Origin of the sequence: Streptomyces sp. NPDC088157, assembly GCF_044741545.1 — a bacterium.
GTDB lineage: Bacteria > Actinomycetota > Actinomycetes > Streptomycetales > Streptomycetaceae > Streptomyces.
The window spans coordinates 69359-85769 of sequence record NZ_JBIUSU010000012.1; the positions used below are offsets into that span (position 1 = coordinate 69359).

Consider the following 16411-nt stretch of genomic DNA (forward strand, 5'->3'; position numbering starts at 1 on the left):
GAACGTTCCTCCCACGAGCCCACGATGATCGGGCCAGGTTACAGATCGCTCAAGTGGCCGCCACGGCGGGGCGGTTGCACGGGCGGACACCCCGATCGAGTGGTCCCGCATTGCCCCGGGACGCTCGCCACAGCAGCATGGGTCCATGGACCTTCTGGATCAGGCGACGGCACGGACCTGGCTGGCCACCGCCGTCGCCGAGGCCCGGGCCGGCCTCGCCGAGGGCGGCATCCCGATCGGCGCCGCCCTCTACGGCCCGGACGGCACGCTTCTCGGCCGCGGCCACAACCGGCGCGTCCAGGACGACGACCCCTCCACGCACGCGGAGACGGCCGCGTTCCGCGCCGCCGGCCGGCAGCGGTCCTACCGCGACACGACGATGGTCACGACCCTCTCCCCGTGCTGGTACTGCTCGGGCCTGGTCCGCCAGTTCGGCATCTCCCGGGTGATCGTCGGAGAGACGGCCACCTTCCACGGCGGCCACGACTGGCTGGCGGAGCACGGCGTGCGGATCGTGCTCCTGGACGACGCCGAGTGCGTCGCGATGATGCGCGAGTTCATCGACAAGAACCCCGCACTCTGGAACGAGGACATCGGTGAGTGACCCCACTGCCGCCCCGGCCCCCCATACCTCCGCCCCTCCCCGTGCCTCCGCCCCTCCCTGTGCCCCCGCCTCTCCGCGCGTCCCGACCATCGACCTCCGGCCCTGGCTGAGCGGCGGCCCCGAGGCCCGGGCCGCGATCGCCCGTACCGTCGACGAGGCCCTTCGGACCGCCGGGTTCCTGCTGGTCACCGGTCACGGAGTCGACCCCGCCCTGCGCCGCCGCATCCGCGAGGCCGCCCGGGCGTTCTTCACCCTCCCCGTCGAGGTCAAGCAGCCGTACGCGGCGAAGGTCGGCGGGCGCGGCTGGCTGGGACCCGGCGCGGAGGCCAACGGCTACTCGGAGGGGACCGAGACGCCTCCCGACCTGAAGGAGTCCCTGACCTTCGCCACCCATGAGCCGTTCGACGACCCGGTCGTAAACGCGGAGTGGTACGCGCCGAACGTCTGGCCGACGCAGACGCCGCGGCTCCGGGCGCTGTGCGAGGAGTACCTGGAACTGATGGCCGGGCTGGAGAAGGAGCTCCTCTCCCTGCTCGGGGACGCCCTCGGCCTCGAACCGGACTTCTTCTCCCGCCACATGGACCACCCCACCTACGGCTTCAACATCAACTGGTACCCGGGGCGGGAGGTCGTCGGCGAGCCGCGGCCCGGCCAGTTCCGCATCGGCCCGCACACCGACTTCGGCACGGTCACCATCCTCGACCGGCAGGCGGGCAAGGGCGGACTCCAGGTCTGGACGGACGACGGCGGCTGGGAGGACGCGCCCTTCGATCCGGCCGCCTTCACCGTCAACATCGGTGACCTGCTGGCCCGTTGGACCGGCGACCGCTGGCGCTCCGGCCGCCACCGGGTCCTCCCGCCCCCGGCCGACGAGCCCGCCGAGGAGCTGATGTCCCTCGTCTACTTCGGCGAGTGCACCCCGGGAACGCTCGTGGAGTCCGTGCCCGCCCCGGTCGGCCGGGTGGCGTACGAGCCGGTCGACTCGCACGTCTACCTGAGGGAGAAGCTGGACTCGATCACGGTCGGCTGACCTCCGCCCTGTTTCCGGCCGGAAACATGCGTCCGGCGCCGGGGCTCTGTTTCCACCTGCGGAAACAGGCGGTGTTTCCTTCCGCAACACCCTTGGTTCTCGGCACGCTGGAGCCACTTGCCGAGAACCAAGGAGGCGGCTGTGCCCCGTACGTTGCTGACCACCCGGTCGGCCCTGATCTTCCTGCTCGCGATCCTGTGTGGCATCGGAGCGGGCGTCATGACCGTCCTCGCCGGTCTGAGCACGCCGCAGGCCGTCCTGTCGGGCGCGGGCGGCTTCGGTCTCGCCGTGCCTTTCTTCAACACCCTCATCGACTGATCGTGGACGTGGAAGTGGCGCGAGCGGTGGGAATCCATCTGGGCCGAGGGTCACGGAGAGGCGGTACGGGCAGTGGGCGATGACGAATTCAACGGAGGAGAGACTTCCTTCGGCGACGTGGAGCACCTCAAGGGGTTCCAGCCCCTGCGACCCGATCTCTCCGACGAGACACGGGACCTGGTTCTCGCGATGCGGGGCCTGTTCGAGGCCACGGGGCTGAGCCTGCGCGAGTTCGCCGCTCGCCATCACTTCAGCCCGCCCTCGGTCTCCCGCTACCTCAAGGGCGACCGCATTCCCGACAAGCAGTTCCTCGATGTCCTCATGAAGTCGGCCTGCGAGTTGAACGGGCGGGAGGTCACCGCCGACTTACAGGCGCACCTCTACCAGCGCCACCGTGAGGCCCTGATGGCCGATCAGCCCGCCAGGTACCGCGAACAGATGGCCAGCGACCGGCTGGAGGACGAGGTGCTGAAGAAGGACGAGGCCGAGCTGCGCATCCGCGAACTCGAAGGAGACCTGTCCCACCACAGGCTCCAGGTGGGTGAGCTCGAGACGCGCATCCAGGAGATCGAAGTGGTGTGCGTGCGCGAGCGGCAACAGCTCGGGACCGAGCTGGACCTCTACCGCCGCCGGAAGGCCGATCTCGAGGCCCGTTGCGAGCGGCTGAACGTGACGATCGAGGGTCTGGAGGCCAGGCTCGCCGAAGCGGTGCGCGAACGCGACGCGGCAAGGGTGCGATGTGCGGAACTGGAAGCGGAACTCGCGGTCGCGGAGGAGTCGGCCGAACGGGAGCGGCTGGAGAGACTGGTCGCCGAGGAACGTCTGCGCGCGGCGGAGGCGGCGGGTACCGCCGAACAGCGTCGCGTGGACCTGGAACGTGCCAGGCGGGATGCTCAGCAGGATGCCGAACGGCTGCGCCTGGAGGCGGAGGCGCAGGCCCGGGAGATCATCGAAGAGGCCACCAACAGGGTGACCAGGATCCGTCCTTCCGTCGTCAGCAGATCGGCGGCGCTGCGGCAGCTGCGGGACGAGGCGGTCAAGGTCGCCGACGTCCGGCTTCCCGAACTGGTTCTGCGGTTGTCCTCGTTCGACCCGGGGGACGTCGAGGCCGCGACCACCGCCGTCAAGCCGATCGCCATCCACACCAAGGACGAGATCGGTGAGGTCGCCCGTGCGTTCGACAGGGTCCACCTGCGGGCGACGCGTATCGTCGCCCAACAAGCGCAGCTCCGTGCCGTCTTCAGTTCCGTGGCCCGTCGCCAGCAGGCCCTGCTCACGGCGCAGCGGCGCGTGGTCTCCGATCTGGCGGGCCATGACGCCGACCCGTACCGTCGGGGGCGGCTCTTCCGCCTGGACCACCTGATCACCCGTCTGTGGCGCGGCTGCGAGACACTTCAGATCCTTGCCGGCGAGAGGCCCGCCGCTCGCTGGGACGGGACCGTCTCGCTGGCGGAGGTGTTCGGCGCCGCCTCGTTCGAAGTGGAACAGTACGAGCGCCTTGATCTGTCGGGTCTCCCCGAGGCCGGGATCGACGGCTTCCACGCGAGCGGCCTCGTACATCTGCTGGCCGAGCTGCTGGAGAACGCCACCGTGTTCTCCCCGCCCCACGCCAAGGTCGGTGTGGTCGCGCACCTCCTGCCCGACGGCCGAATCATGATCGAGATCAACGACCGCGGGCTCGGCCTCAACGCCGACGGCCTCGCCGACATCAACGGGAGGCTGGCCAACCTGCCGATGGCCCCGGACGCCGGCACTTGTCAGCGCATGGGCCTGTTCGTGGTGGGTCGAATCTGCGAACTGTACGGATTCCGCGTTCAGTTGCGTCCCAACGAGATGCGCGGCGCCACCGCACTGGTCATGCTGCCGCCCGCGGCCGTCTCCCACACTCACCTGGGCGCTCAGGGCGAGGGCACCTGGGACTCGTACACGGCGTAGTCGGCGACGCCACGGCGGTAGCGGGCGTGCCCGGTCTCCCGCGTGTGCCCGGGCTGCCACTCCTCCACGTCGGCCCGGAGCCGCCGCGCCCCGGGCCCGGCCCGGCACCGTGTGCACGACGTCTCGTACTCCGCCCCGGCCGAGGCGTCCGGCACCAGCGCGTACTTCCGCAGGCCCAGCAGGGCCGTGTGGTAACGGAGTCGGTGGCGTCGCAGGAGGACGTCCGTGTCGGTCTCGGCGCTGCCGTCGTGCCGGGCGCGGGCGTCGTCACGCAGGCCGGCCAGATCGGCACAGGCCGCGCAGTCACGCACGGGGGCGGGACGGCGGACCAGCCGAGGCTGTCGGCTCAGCCTTCCTTGGGCTCCTCGCCCGACTCGCGGCGCTTCAGCTCGTCCTCGCGGCGGCGCAGGTCGGCCTCCCAGTCCTTGAGGAGCTCCTCGTCGTTCTTGGCCGTCTCGTCCTTCAGGGACTTCAGGAACTCGGGGTTGTCGTCCGGCGCCACCCACTCGGTGCGCCGGGCGCCGGGCGACTCGGACGCCGTGGCGCCGCCCGGCGCGCGGCGGGCCTTTCCGGCCACCAGCCAGGCGATCGGCCCGACGAGCACCTCGCCGAAGAGCAGGATGATGATGACCCAGACCACCTTCGGCAAGCCCCGCACCTCCTCTTCGGGGGTGTTCAGGCAGTCGATGAAGGCATAGATCCACAGCGCCAGGACCAGCAGGAACGGCAGATACCTGAGCATGGTGGCGGGCTCTCCCAGAAGACGGTGACGGAGCGTGGGGCAGCCCCGGTGACCGGGCCAGGGTAGCGGGTGGCCGATACTGGGACACATGGCTTACGACGATCTTCGTTCCCTGCTCAGGGCACTGGAACGCGAAGGCGACCTCAAGCGCGTCAAGGCAGAGGTCGATCCGTATCTGGAGGTCGGGGAGATCGTCGACCGGGTCCAGAAGTCCGGTGGCCCCGCGCTCCTCTTCGAGAACGTGAAGGGGTCGAGCATGCCCCTCGCGATGAACGTGTTCGGCACCGACAGACGGCTCCTGAAGGCCCTCGGGCTCAAGTCCTACGCCGAGATCAGCGACAAGATCGGCGGGCTGCTGCGGCCCGAGCTGCCGCACGGGTTCGTCGGCGTGCGCGAGGCGTTCGGGAAGCTCGGCGCGATGACTCACGTACCGCCGAAGAAGGTGAAGCCCCAGGACGCGCCCGTCCAGGAGGTCGTCCTGCACGGCGACGACGTCGACCTCGACGCCCTCCCCGCCCTCTTCACCTGGCCGCAGGACGGCGGCTCCTTCTTCAACCTGGGCCTGACGCACACCAAGGACCCCGAGAGCGGGATCCGCAACCTCGGGCTGTACCGCCTCCAGCGCCACGACAAGCGCACGATCGGCATGCACTGGCAGATCCACAAGGACAGCCGCAACCACTACCAGGTCGCGGCGCGCAAGGGCGAGAAGCTCCCCGTGGCGATCGCCTTCGGCTGCCCGCCCGCCGTGACGTACGCCTCCACCGCCCCCCTGCCCGGCGACATCGACGAGTACCTGTTCGCCGGGTTCATCGCGGGCAAGCGGATCGAGATGGTCGACTGCAAGACGGTGCCCCTCCAGGTGCCGGCCCAGGCGGAGGTCGTGATCGAGGGCTGGCTGGAGCCGGGCGAGATGCTGCCGGAGGGTCCCTTCGGCGACCACACCGGCTTCTACACGCCGCAGGAGCCGTTCCCCGCTCTGAAGATCGACTGCGTGACGATGCGCAAGCGCCCGCTGCTCCAGTCGATCGTGGTGGGCAGGCCTCCGACGGAGGACGGCCCGCTGGGCCGTGCCACGGAACGTTTCTTCCTGCCGCTCCTCAAGATCATCGTCCCGGACATCGTGGACTACCACCTGCCCGAGGCCGGCGGCTTCCACAACTGCGCGATCGTCTCGATCGACAAGAAGTACCCCAAGCACGCGCAGAAGGTCATGCACGCGGTCTGGGGCGCCCACATGATGTCCCTGACCAAGCTGATCATCGTCGTCGACTCCGACTGCGACGTCCACGACCTGCACGAGGTCGCCTGGCGGGCGCTCGGCAACACCGACTACGCCCGTGACCTGTCCGTCGTCGAGGGCCCGGTCGACCATCTCGACCACGCCTCCTACCAGCAGTTCTGGGGCGGCAAGGCGGGCATCGACGCCACCAGGAAGTGGCCCGAGGAGGGCTACACGCGCGACGGCGGCTGGCCGGAGATGGTGCTGTCCGACCCGGAGACGGCGGCGAAGGTCGACCGGCGCTGGAAGGAGTACGGGCTGTGAGCTCCGCTTCCGCAGCGCTCCCGCAGCCGGGACGCACGAAGGCCTTCCTCCGCCTGGTGATGATCGAGCACTCGGTCTTCGCCCTGCCCTTCGCCTACATCGCCGCGCTGACCGCGATGTTCGAGACGGACGGGAACATCCACTGGGGCAGGCTGCTGCTGGTCACCGTCTGCATGGTGGGCCTGCGCACCTTCGCCATGGCGGTCAACCGGATCATCGACCGCGAGATCGACGCCCGTAACCCGCGCACCGCCCACCGCGAGCTGGTGACGGGCGCGATGTCGGTGCGGCACGCCTGGACCGGCGCGCTGATCGCCGTCGCCGTCTTCCTCGGCTCGGCGGCGATGCTCAACCCGCTCTGCCTGGCCCTGGCCCCCATCGCGGTGATCCCGATGGTGGTGTACCCGTACGGCAAGCGGTTCACGAACTTCCCGCAGGCCATCCTGGGGCTGGCGCAGGCGATGGGCCCGATCGGCGGCTGGCTGGCGATCACCGGGGAGTGGTCGTGGGACGCGGTGATCCTGGGCCTGGCGGTGGGCATCTGGATCGGCGGCTTCGACCTGATCTACGCCTGCCAGGACGTCGAGACGGACCGCGAGATCGGTGTCATGTCGGTCCCGGCCCGCTTCGGCATCCCGGCGGCGATCCGGGGCGCGCGGGTCTGCCACGCGATCACGACGGCCCTGTTCGTCTGGTACGCGCTGGCCACGGACGCCGGCGCGTTCTTCTGGCTGGGCCTGGTGATCGTCGCGGGCGCCTTCGTCTACGAGCACACGATCGTGCGGCCCCATGACCTGACCCGGCTGAACAGGGCGTTCTTCTCGACGAACGGGTTCATCGGCATCAGCCTGTTCGGCTGCGCGCTGATCGACCTGCTGGTGCGGGGGCTCACGGTCTAGCCCAGGCGGCCCAGGTCCGGCCGAGGGCCGCTCCTGATCCGGTCCAGGTCCGCTCCTGATCCCCGGTCCTGGGCCGGCCCTGGTCCGGTTCTCGGCCGGTTCTGGGCCGGTCTCTGTAGTCCGTCCGGGTGAACTGGAGTGCGGAGGAAGCGGAGGGAGCGCGCGGGCTCAAGGCCCGGCCGGTCCCGAGGACCTCTTCGCTCACCGGTACGCTCAAGGTGTGAACGCAGGAGAATCGCAGCGCGTGCCTTGGATCGTGGGGGTGTCCGGGGCGTCCGGTACGCCCTATGCCGCCGCTGTGCTGCGTGCGCTGCTCGCGGGGGGCGAGAGCGTCGACCTGGTGGTCAGCCGGGCCTCGCGGCTCACTCTGCTCGACGAGACCGGGATCTCCTTCCGGGACGCGCACTGGCGCGACGACCTGCGGGAATGGCTCGCGCGTGGGGCCGACGGAAAGCCGGGTGCCTTCGGCGTGGACCTCGAAGGCGAGGGTGACGGCGACCGGGTGCGGTACTGGGCGGCCGGGGATCTGGCCGCCGGGCCGTCCTCCGGGTCGTACGCCACGAAGGGCATGCTGATCGTGCCCGCCTCCACCGCGTGCGTGGCCGGTGTCGCCCTCGGCCTCTCCAAGGACCTCCTCCAGCGGGCGGCGAGCGTGACGCTCAAGGAGAAGCGCCCGCTGGTCGTGGCGGTGCGGGAGACCCCGCTGAACGGGCAGACCCTGCGCCAGCTGGTCGCCCTGGACGAGGCGGGCGCGAGCGTCGTGCCGGCCTCCCCGGCCTTCTACGCGGGTGCCACCCACATCCAGGACCTGGTGGACTTCGTCGCCGGGCGGGTCCTCGACGCGGCGGGCGTCGGGCACGGGCTGTACCGCCGCTGGAAGGGCGAGATCGGCGGCGGCTTCCGTCCTCCGGCCTGAGCACCGGACGGCGCGGGTGGCGCGGGCCGCACGCTCCGTCACCGCAGTGATCGCCACTTCGGAACCTCACTTCGGAACCCCCCACTTCGGAACCCCACTTCAGAATCCCCACTTCTGAGCCCGCACTTCAGGAACCCCCCACAGCTCTTCATCTCTCCTCACCGGAAGGCTTCGATTCGCATGGACGCGGTGGACAGGCAGCTCATCCAGGCCCTGAGGGAGAACGGCCGGGCCTCCTACGCGGAGCTGGGGCGCCTCGTAGGTCTGTCGGGACCCAGCGTCACCGACCGCATCAACCGGCTGGAGGCGGCCGGCGTCATCACCGGCTACCGCGCCACGGTGAACGCGGCCCAGCTCGGTCTCGGCGTCACCGCCCTCATCGGCATCTCCCTCTCCGACGCCGCCGACCACGAGGACGTGGCGAACCGGATGAAGGACCTCAGCGAGATCGAGGACTGCTGGTTCATCGCCGGCGACGACTCGTTCATGCTCAAGGTGCGGGCCAACGACGTGGACGGTCTTGAGCGGATCATCCGGCGGCTCAGCGGGACCAAGGGTGTCTCCCGCACCCGTACCACCATCGTGCTCTCCACCAAGTGGGAGAACCGGGTCGGGGAGCTTCCCGAAGAGGTCTAGCCGTACGGTTGGTCGTTGATGGCGTCGTCGTCGAAAGGTGTGGGCATGGATGTCGGGCTCAAGCGCGAGCTGGAGGAGAAGGTCAGGGCCGGTGAACGGCTGACCCGTGAGGACGGCATCGCGCTGTACGAGTCGGACGACCTGGCGTGGTTGGGCGGACTGGCGCACGAGGTGCGGACCCGCAAGAACGGCGACGTCGTGCACTTCAACGTCAATCGTCACCTCAACATGACGAACGTGTGCACGGCTTCCTGCGCCTACTGCTCCTTCCAGCGCAAGCCGGGCGAGAAGGACGCGTACACGATGCGCATCGAGGAGGCGGTGAAGCTCGCGAAGGCGATGGAGGGTGAGAACCTCACCGAGCTGCACATCGTCAACGGCCTGCACCCGAACCTGCCGTGGCGTTACTACCCGCGCTCGCTGCGGGAACTGAAGGCCGCTCTCCCGGACGTCTCGCTGAAGGCGTTCACGGCGACGGAGATCCACCACTTCGAGACGATCAGCGGGCTGTCCGCCTCCGAGATCCTCGACGAGCTGATCGACGCCGGTCTGGAATCGCTGACCGGCGGCGGCGCCGAGATCTTCGACTGGGAGGTCCGGCAGCACATCGTCGACCACCGCACCCACTGGGAGGACTGGTCGCGCATCCACCGGCTGGCGCACGAGAAGGGTCTCAAGACCCCGTGCACCATGCTGTACGGCCACATCGAGGAGCCGCGGCACCGCGTCGACCACGTCCTGCGGCTGCGCGAACTCCAGGACGAGACGAACGGCTTCCAGGTCTTCATTCCGCTGCGCTACCAGCACGACTTCGTGGACATGCAGGACGGCAAGGTCCGTAACCGGCTCCAGGCACGCACCCAGATGGCGACCGGCGCGGAGGCCCTGAAGACCTTCGCGGTCTCCCGCCTGCTGTTCGACAACGTCCCGCATGTGAAGGTCTTCTGGGTCATGCACGGCGTCCAGACCGCGCAGCTCGCGCTCCAGCACGGCGCCGACGACATGGACGGCTCGGTCGTCGAGTACAAGATCACCCACGATGCCGACAACTACGGCACCCCGAACAAGCTGACCCGCGACGACCTGCTGGACCTCATCCGCGACGCCGGTTTCCGCCCGGTGGAACGCAACACGCGGTACGAGATCATCCGCGAGTACGACGGCCCCGACCCGGCGCGGCGCGAGTCGCCGCAGCCGATGCGGGTGTGACGGGGCGGGTCGTATTCCGGCTGCGCCGCGTGGGGGCCGGTCGCGCCCACGCGGCGGAGCCGCTGTCGAGACAGCCCCGCGCCCCCCGGGCCGGGACACTTCTGTCGCCATGGGTACTCGTCCGGCATGGCTCCCGAGGACGACTACACCGCTGAACCCTTCGTCCCGGCGCGCGGTGGTCTTCCCGCTCTCCGTCGCGCCGCCGCCGACTGCCGGGGGTGCCCTCTGCACCGGGACGCGACCCGGACCGTGTTCGGCGCGGGCAGTGCGGAAGCCCGCGTGATGCTCGTGGGAGAGCAGCCCGGCGACCAGGAGGACCAGCAGGGGAAACCCTTCGTGGGCCCGGCGGGCAAGCTGCTCGACCGGGCCCTGGCGGAGGCGGGCATCGACCCGGGCGAGGCGTACGTCACCAACGCGGTCAAGCACTTCAAGTTCACCCGGGCCGAGCCGCGCAAGCGCCGGATCCACAAGGCGCCGAACCTGCGGGAGATGTCCGCGTGCTCGCCCTGGCTGGCGGCCGAGCTGGCGGTCGTCGAGCCGGAGCTGATCGTCGTGCTCGGCGCGACAGCGGGGAAGGCGCTTCTCGGCTCCTCGTTCCGGGTGGGTGAGGTACGCGGCACGGTCCTGGAGGAGGAGATCCACGGCCGGCCCGAGCGACTGGTACCCACGGTCCATCCTTCGTCGGTCCTGCGCGCGGACGACCGCGAGGGCGCCTACCAGGGGCTGGTCCAGGATCTGAGAACGGCGGCGCGGGTCCTGTCGAAGGATCGCGGTAAGGATTAGCATCCTTGCGTGTCCCTTACCTTCACTCTGGATCCCGCCGTCACCCCCGCCCTGCGTGACGGCATCCTCGACCTGTGGACGGACGTCTCCAACGCGGGCGGAGCCGTCGGCTTCGTGCCGCCGGTGGAGCGCGAGACGGTCCGGCCGGAACTGGTCCGCCACCTCGTCCAGATGGCCGAGGGCCGCACCCGGCTGCTCGTCGGACACGACACGGCCGGCGAGGTCGCCGCGACCGCGTTCTTCAGCTTCAACACGCACCGGCTCCAGACCCACTGGGTGATGCTGTACACGGTGATGGTGCATCCCCGGCACCAGGGCAGGGGCTACGGCCGTGACCTGCTGGGGGCCGCCGCCGAGGAGGCCCGGGCCTTCGACGGCATCGACGCGATCCGGCTCACCTGCCGCGGCGGACTCGGCCTGGAGCACTTCTACGGCTCCTGCGGCTACAAGGAGGTCGGCCGCGTCCCCGGCGCCATCCGGGTCGCGCCGGACGACGACCGCGACGACATCATCATGCTGCTGCCCCTGACGTGAGCCGATGTGCCCCGACGTGACCGCTCCGACCCCTCACACCCCGCTGCAAGATCGGGGCACCGGCGTGCTTCACTGGATGACGGCCCCCTTTGGAATCGGAAGAGTGGATTGACATGCTCCGCTACACACTGATGCGCCTCGGTGTCTTCGCCGGCTGCCTCGTGGTCGTCTGGGGTCTCGTCTACTCGGGCGTCATCCCCCGCGGCCTCGGCGACTCCAACATCATGTGGGTCCTCCTCCTCTCGCTGGTGATCTCCGCGCCGATCAGCTTCGTGGTGCTGCGCAAGGAGCGCGACCGCGCCTCGGTGCACGTCGTGCAGCGGGTGGACCGCATGAAGGCCAACCTGGAGGCCAACCGGTCCCAGGAGGACGCCACGGTCGACGAGGCTGCGCACTCCCAGGGCCAGGCGCAGACCTCCTAGTCCGCGCCGCGGCCTCCCCGTCGGCGGGGTGGCCTCCCCATCGGGCGAGGCGGGCCGGGTCGGGCCCAACTACGCTGTGCCCATGGGTGCCGTGAAGACCAAGCGGATGCCGCGTGCGGTCCGTGAGCAGCAGATGCTGGACGCCGCCGTGGAGACCTTCGGCCGCCGCGGGTACATGGCCGCGTCGATGGACGAGATCGCCGAACTCGCGGGCGTGTCAAAGCCGTTGGTGTACCTGTACCTGAACTCCAAGGAAGACCTCTTCACCGCCTGCATCCGGCGCGAGGCCAAGGCGCTGGTCGCGGCGGTGCGCACCGGCGTCCACACCGATCTGCCCGCCGACCGCCAACTCTGGGACGGCCTGCTGGCGTTCTTCGCGCACACCGCCGAGCACCCGCACGCCTGGTCGGTCCTGCATCTCCAGGCCCGCACGCACGGCGAGCCGTTCGCCGCCGAGGTCGCGGCGATGCGCGAGGAGATCGTCGCGTTCGTCACCCAGCTGATCGTGGTCGCGGCCAGGGAGGCCCACCGCGACCCCGATCTCCCCGAACGCGAGGTCGCCGGGCTCGCCGAGGCGCTGGTCGGCGCCGCCGAGTCCCTCGCCGCCTGGGCCAACACCGCCGACGGCACCACGGCCCGCCAGGCGGCGGCGACCCTGATGAACTTCGCCTGGGCGGGCCTCGGCAACCTCATGAACAACCGCCCCTGGTCCCCACCGGAACCCTGACACGCCAAGCGGGCCCGACGGATCCGGTCACGGGACGCCGACGGCCGACGGGCCGGTCATGGGACGCCGACGGCCGACGCCACCGGTCACGCGAACCGGACGGCCGACGACACCGGTCACGGGGTGCGGACGGCTGACGGGGCCGGTCACGGGGTGCGGACGGCCGACGGCGGGCCGGTCACGCGACCCGGACGGCCGTCGAGCCGGTCACGGCGTGAGGGGGTCCACCCGCCCGCTCACATGCACCCGTCCCGCCTCTCCCGGCCCGCGCAGTTCGAAGCGTGCGCCGTCCGACGCGAAGGCCACCGTGCCCGGCAGCAGGACCGGCGCCCGGAACTCCGCCCGTACGCGCACCGCCGGTGGGCTGCCGTGCGCGGCGAGGCAGCGGGCCACGGTCCACATGCCGTGCGCGATGGCCCGCGGGAAGCCGAACAGGCGGGCGGTCAGCGGGTGCAGGTGGATCGGGTTGCGGTCGCCCGACGCGGCGCCGTAGCGCCGCCCCACGTCGGCGGCGAGCCGCCATTCGTCGAGCACCGGGACGGGCTCCCGGGCCGGCGGGGCCTCGGCGGCGGGAACGGACTCGGTACGGTGCCGGGCCAGATACGTGCTCGTCGACTCCCACACGACCGCGTCGCGCTCCCGCAGCTCCGTCACCACGACCGCCTCCGTCCCGCGCCGATGGGCGGCCAACCGCTCGACGTACACGGTGAGTTCGTAGGCGCCGGTGGCTGCCGGGGCGGTGTGGCGGGTGATCTCGATCGACGTGTGGACGAGGCCGAGCAGCGGGAGGGGGAAGCCGCCGCCGCTCATGATCCGCATGGCCAGCGGGAAGCCCAGGACGTGGGGGTAGGTGAGCGGCAGGGAGTCCTCGCCGGTCGGGAAGCCGCAGACCCGCTCGTAGGCGGCCAGCCGGCCCAGGTCCACCCGCAGGTCGGGCAGGACGAGGCGGTCACCGGTGCCGGAGAACACGACACCCGGCCGGGGCCGCTTGAACGGCGAGCGCAGCGCGCCGAGGGCGAGCAGCGGACCGAGGGACGGCGGCCCGGACAGCATGATCACGACGCCGGTCACTACGCCCCCAGCAGGCTCTGGCCGCACACCCGCACGACCTGGCCGTTCACCGCGCCGGACGCCGGATGGGCGAGCCAGGCGGTCGTCTCGGCGACGTCGACGGGCAGTCCTCCCTGCGCTAGGGAGTTCATCCGGCGGCCCGCCTCACGGATGAACAACGGCACCGCGGCCGTCATCCTCGTCTCGATGAAGCCCGGTGCCACCGCGTTCACCGTGACCCCGTGCTCGGCGAGCGCGCGCGGCGCGAGGGACCGGACCAGACCGGCGACGCCCGCCTTGCTCGCGCCGTAGTTCGTCTGCCCCGCGTTGCCCGCGAGCCCGGCGATGGAGGCGGTGGCCACGATCCGCCCGCCCGCCCGCAGGGCGCCCTTGGCGAGCAGTGCGTCGGTGGTGCGCAGCACGCTCGCCAGGTTGACGTCGAGCACCGGGCTCCAGCGGTCGGCGGGCATGTTGACCAGCCGCCGGTCCCGCGTGATCCCGGCGTTGTGGATCAGCACGTCCAGCCCGTCGGGGAGCTCGGCGGCGATCCGCTCGCCGGCGTCGGCGGCCGTGATGTCGAGCGTGAGGGCGCTGCCGCCCAGCCGCGCGGCGACCCGGCGGGCGTCCTCCTCGGCCTGCGGCACGTCCAGTACGACGACATGGGCGCCGTCCCGGGCCAGCGTCTCCGCGACGGCCTCGCCGATCCCGCGGGCGCCGCCGGTGACGAGCGCGGTGCGGCCGGCGAGGGGAAGCGCCCAGTCGACGGGGCCGTCGGACCCCGGGGACCCCGCGACCTCCTCGGCCGCCTCGGTCCCCACCCCGATCACCTGGCCGCTGACGTACGCCGACTTGGGGGAGAGCAGGAAGCGCAGGGTGGACTCGGCGGCGGACGCGTCGGTCAGCCGGACCAGGTTCACCGTCCTGCCCCGCCCGATCTCCTTGCCGAGAGACCGCACGAACCCCTCCAGGGCCTGCTGTACGGCCGCCTGGTGGTGGTCGCGGGCGTCCAGGGGCGCGCCCAGGACGACGATCCGCCCGCTCGCCGCGACCGACCGCACGACCGGGTGCAGGGCCGCGTGCACCTCGGCGAGCGCGTCGACGTCACGGACACCGGTCGCGTCGAGGACGACGGCGGCGGGGCCGGAGGATGCCGTGGGTCCCCCGGACCCCTTGGCTCCGGTGGATCTCGCGGAGCCGGTGGGTTCGGCGGGCAGCCCGGTGCGGGCCAGCACCGGCGCGAGGTCGAGCGCGGTCGGGCCGCCGGCCGTGAGGTGCGTCAAGTGGCCTTCCAGGGCGGGCCGTTCGGCCGTCCATCGGCTGAGCGCCGCCGGTTGTGGGAGCCCGAGCCGCCGGGCGAGGAGGCGACCGGGTGCGGTGGCGGTGAAGCTCAGATAGCGGTCGGCCATGATGATCTCCCACGGGCTCGGCGCACACGACGTACCGGGTGCTTACTCTGGAGTAAGGTTACCGTGGGTAAGTCTAGGTCACGGATGAGGAGCAGGTCGAGATGAGTACCTCGGAGCCGTCACGGGCGAGCCAGCGGGTAAGTCACCTGAAAGTCGCCGGGAGCGGCGCGCCGCAATCCCGTCCCGAACTCCCGCGCGTCCGCCGGGTGGCGATCGTCGGCGGCACCCGCATCCCCTTCGCCCGCTCCGACGGCCCCTACGCCACCGCCTCCAACCAGGAGATGCTGACGGCGGCCGTGAACGGGCTCGTGAACCGGTACGCGCTCGATGTGCCCGGCGTCGTGGGCGAGTTCGTCGCCGGAGCCGTCCTCAAGCACAGCCGGGACTTCAACCTCGCCCGCGAGACCGTGCTCGGCTCGAAGCTGGACGCCCGCACCCCCGCCTACGACATCCAGCAGGCCTGCGGCACCGGCCTCCAGGCCGTGATCGCCGCCGCCAACAAGATCGCCCTCGGCCAGACCGAGTCCGCGATCGCGGGCGGCGCCGACACCGCGAGCGACGCCCCGCTCGGTGTCAACGACCGCCTGCGCCGCATCCTCCTCGAAGCCCGCCGGGCGAAGTCGACGGGCGCCCGCCTCAAGGCGCTCGCGCAGATCCGCCCCGCTCACCTGATCCCCGAAATCCCGCGCAACGCCGAACCGCGCACCGGTCTGTCCATGGGCGAGCACGCGGCTGTCACCGCCCGCGCCTGGGGCGTCGAACGCGAGGCCCAGGACGAACTGGCGGCCACCAGCCACCAGCGGCTCGCGGCCGCCTACGAGCGCGGCTTCTTCGGTGACCTGGTCGTCCCGTTCCACGACCTGGCCCGCGACCAGAACCTGCGCCCGGACTCGACGGTGGAGAAACTGGCCACGCTGAAGCCGGTGTTCGGCACCGACGGCCCCGCCCCGACCATGACGGCGGGCAATTCGACGCCGCTCACGGACGGCGCCGCGGTCGTGCTCCTCGCCTCCGAGGAGTGGGCCGAGGCGCGCGGTCTGGAGCCGCTCGCCTACCTGACGGCCTACGAGACGGCGGCCGTCGACTTCGTACGCGGCGATGTCGCGAACGGCGAGGACGGGCTGCTGATGGCGCCCGCGTACGCTGTGCCGCGCATGCTGGAGCGGGCCGGTCTGGGCATCGAGGACTTCGACCTGTTCGAGATCCACGAGGCCTTCGCCTCCCAGGTGCTGGCGACGCTCGCGGCCTGGGAGAAGCAGGGACTGGCGCCGGTCGACCGCGACCGCCTGAACGTCGTCGGCTCCTCCCTCGCCACCGGTCACCCCTTCGCGGCGACCGGTGCCCGCATCGTGGCGACCCTGGCCAAACTGCTCGCCGAACGGGAGGGCCCCGCACGGGGGTTGATCTCGATCTGCGCGGCGGGCGGGCAGGGGGTCACCGCGATTCTGGAACGAACGTGAAGATTCCTCACATAAACCCCGAGGTTGCACATTCCCAGCCCCGGAACATCCCCGAACACGCACAAGCCCCACACGTGCGCGCCGTACGATCCCCTACCTAACTGGCGGTAACCCCTGCCTTAGGGGGCATCCCGGTTGAACGCCTCGGTAGGCGAGGCACGTACGTCATGCAGCAAGCAGTTTCGTCGCTGCAC

The 16411-nt window shown here is 71.0% G+C and carries 18 protein-coding genes; 14 read left to right on the top strand and 4 right to left on the bottom strand.

Annotation, left to right across the window (positions count from 1 at the left end; translation table 11 throughout):
* Positions 1-145: 145 nt before the first annotated feature.
* The 4 genes from ACIPFH_RS37575 (at position 146) to ACIPFH_RS37590 (ending at position 3887) form a co-directional block, all read left to right on the top strand.
* On the top strand, positions 146-604 hold the full coding sequence (locus tag ACIPFH_RS37575; RefSeq protein WP_401833728.1) for a nucleoside deaminase: 459 nt from the start codon (positions 146-148) through the stop codon (positions 602-604).
* A gap of 88 nt (positions 605-692) precedes the next feature.
* Positions 693-1634: an isopenicillin N synthase family dioxygenase gene (locus tag ACIPFH_RS37580; RefSeq protein WP_401834008.1), complete on the top strand. Its 942-nt coding sequence runs from the start codon at positions 693-695 to the stop codon at positions 1632-1634.
* 141 nt (positions 1635-1775) lie between these two features.
* Positions 1776-1952 carry a hypothetical protein gene (locus ACIPFH_RS37585; RefSeq protein WP_359119951.1) on the top strand — a complete coding sequence of 59 codons (177 nt, stop codon included), beginning with the start codon at positions 1776-1778 and terminating at the stop codon, positions 1950-1952.
* A gap of 72 nt (positions 1953-2024) precedes the next feature.
* The gene (locus ACIPFH_RS37590) at positions 2025-3887 is read left to right on the top strand and encodes an ATP-binding protein (protein WP_401833731.1); all 1863 of its coding nucleotides are present in this window, start codon (positions 2025-2027) and stop codon (positions 3885-3887) included.
* Here the strand turns inward: ACIPFH_RS37590 and ACIPFH_RS37595 are convergent.
* Both ACIPFH_RS37595 and ACIPFH_RS37600 read right to left on the bottom strand, forming a co-directional pair.
* Positions 3851-4198 carry a hypothetical protein gene (locus tag ACIPFH_RS37595; protein ID WP_401833734.1) on the bottom strand — a complete coding sequence of 116 codons (348 nt, stop codon included), beginning with the start codon at positions 4196-4198 and terminating at the stop codon, positions 3851-3853. The genes ACIPFH_RS37590 and ACIPFH_RS37595 overlap by 37 nt on opposite strands.
* Positions 4199-4233: 35 nt before the next feature.
* On the bottom strand, positions 4234-4629 hold the full coding sequence (locus tag ACIPFH_RS37600; protein ID WP_401833737.1) for a PLD nuclease N-terminal domain-containing protein: 396 nt from the start codon (positions 4627-4629) through the stop codon (positions 4234-4236).
* 88 nt (positions 4630-4717) lie between these two features.
* On the opposite strand from ACIPFH_RS37600, the gene ACIPFH_RS37605 reads away from it, so the two are divergent.
* From ACIPFH_RS37605 to ACIPFH_RS37645, 9 genes are all read left to right on the top strand, one after another.
* The gene (locus ACIPFH_RS37605; RefSeq protein ID WP_356260691.1) at positions 4718-6175 is read left to right on the top strand and encodes a menaquinone biosynthesis decarboxylase; all 1458 of its coding nucleotides are present in this window, start codon (positions 4718-4720) and stop codon (positions 6173-6175) included.
* A complete protein-coding gene (gene mqnP / locus ACIPFH_RS37610) occupies positions 6172-7074 on the top strand; it encodes a menaquinone biosynthesis prenyltransferase MqnP (protein ID WP_356260695.1) in 903 nt (300 codons plus the stop codon). The genes ACIPFH_RS37605 and mqnP overlap by 4 nt, the downstream gene beginning before the upstream one ends.
* A gap of 244 nt (positions 7075-7318) precedes the next feature.
* Positions 7319-7990 (top strand): UbiX family flavin prenyltransferase, encoded by a 672-nt coding sequence (locus ACIPFH_RS37615; protein WP_401833740.1) that lies wholly within the window; start codon positions 7319-7321, stop codon positions 7988-7990.
* A gap of 180 nt (positions 7991-8170) precedes the next feature.
* Entirely contained in the window at positions 8171-8626 is a 456-nt protein-coding gene (locus tag ACIPFH_RS37620) for an Lrp/AsnC family transcriptional regulator (protein WP_054238669.1), read from the top strand.
* A gap of 45 nt (positions 8627-8671) precedes the next feature.
* Entirely contained in the window at positions 8672-9835 is a 1164-nt protein-coding gene (gene mqnE / locus ACIPFH_RS37625; protein ID WP_189925474.1) for an aminofutalosine synthase MqnE, read from the top strand.
* A gap of 126 nt (positions 9836-9961) precedes the next feature.
* Positions 9962-10618, top strand: a complete 657-nt coding sequence (locus ACIPFH_RS37630) for a UdgX family uracil-DNA binding protein (protein WP_401833743.1) — start codon at positions 9962-9964, stop codon at positions 10616-10618.
* 9 nt (positions 10619-10627) lie between these two features.
* Positions 10628-11152 carry a GNAT family N-acetyltransferase gene (locus ACIPFH_RS37635; RefSeq protein WP_401833746.1) on the top strand — a complete coding sequence of 175 codons (525 nt, stop codon included), beginning with the start codon at positions 10628-10630 and terminating at the stop codon, positions 11150-11152.
* Between the two features lie 113 nt (positions 11153-11265).
* On the top strand, positions 11266-11574 hold the full coding sequence (locus tag ACIPFH_RS37640) for a DUF4229 domain-containing protein (protein ID WP_356260705.1): 309 nt from the start codon (positions 11266-11268) through the stop codon (positions 11572-11574).
* Positions 11575-11656: 82 nt separating this feature from the next.
* Entirely contained in the window at positions 11657-12301 is a 645-nt protein-coding gene (locus ACIPFH_RS37645) for a TetR/AcrR family transcriptional regulator (RefSeq protein ID WP_401833749.1), read from the top strand.
* Positions 12302-12508: 207 nt separating this feature from the next.
* On the opposite strand, the gene ACIPFH_RS37650 is transcribed toward ACIPFH_RS37645, so the two are convergent.
* Positions 12509-13354: a MaoC family dehydratase gene (locus ACIPFH_RS37650; RefSeq protein WP_401834009.1), complete on the bottom strand. Its 846-nt coding sequence runs from the start codon at positions 13352-13354 to the stop codon at positions 12509-12511.
* Between the two features lie 17 nt (positions 13355-13371).
* On the bottom strand, positions 13372-14757 hold the full coding sequence (locus ACIPFH_RS37655; RefSeq protein WP_401833752.1) for a 3-oxoacyl-ACP reductase: 1386 nt from the start codon (positions 14755-14757) through the stop codon (positions 13372-13374).
* Positions 14758-14858: 101 nt separating this feature from the next.
* Here ACIPFH_RS37655 and ACIPFH_RS37660 point away from each other — a divergent pair, with 101 nt between their 5' ends.
* Positions 14859-16217, top strand: a complete 1359-nt coding sequence (locus tag ACIPFH_RS37660) for an acetyl-CoA C-acetyltransferase (protein ID WP_401833754.1) — start codon at positions 14859-14861, stop codon at positions 16215-16217.
* Positions 16218-16411: the final 194 nt, after the last annotated feature.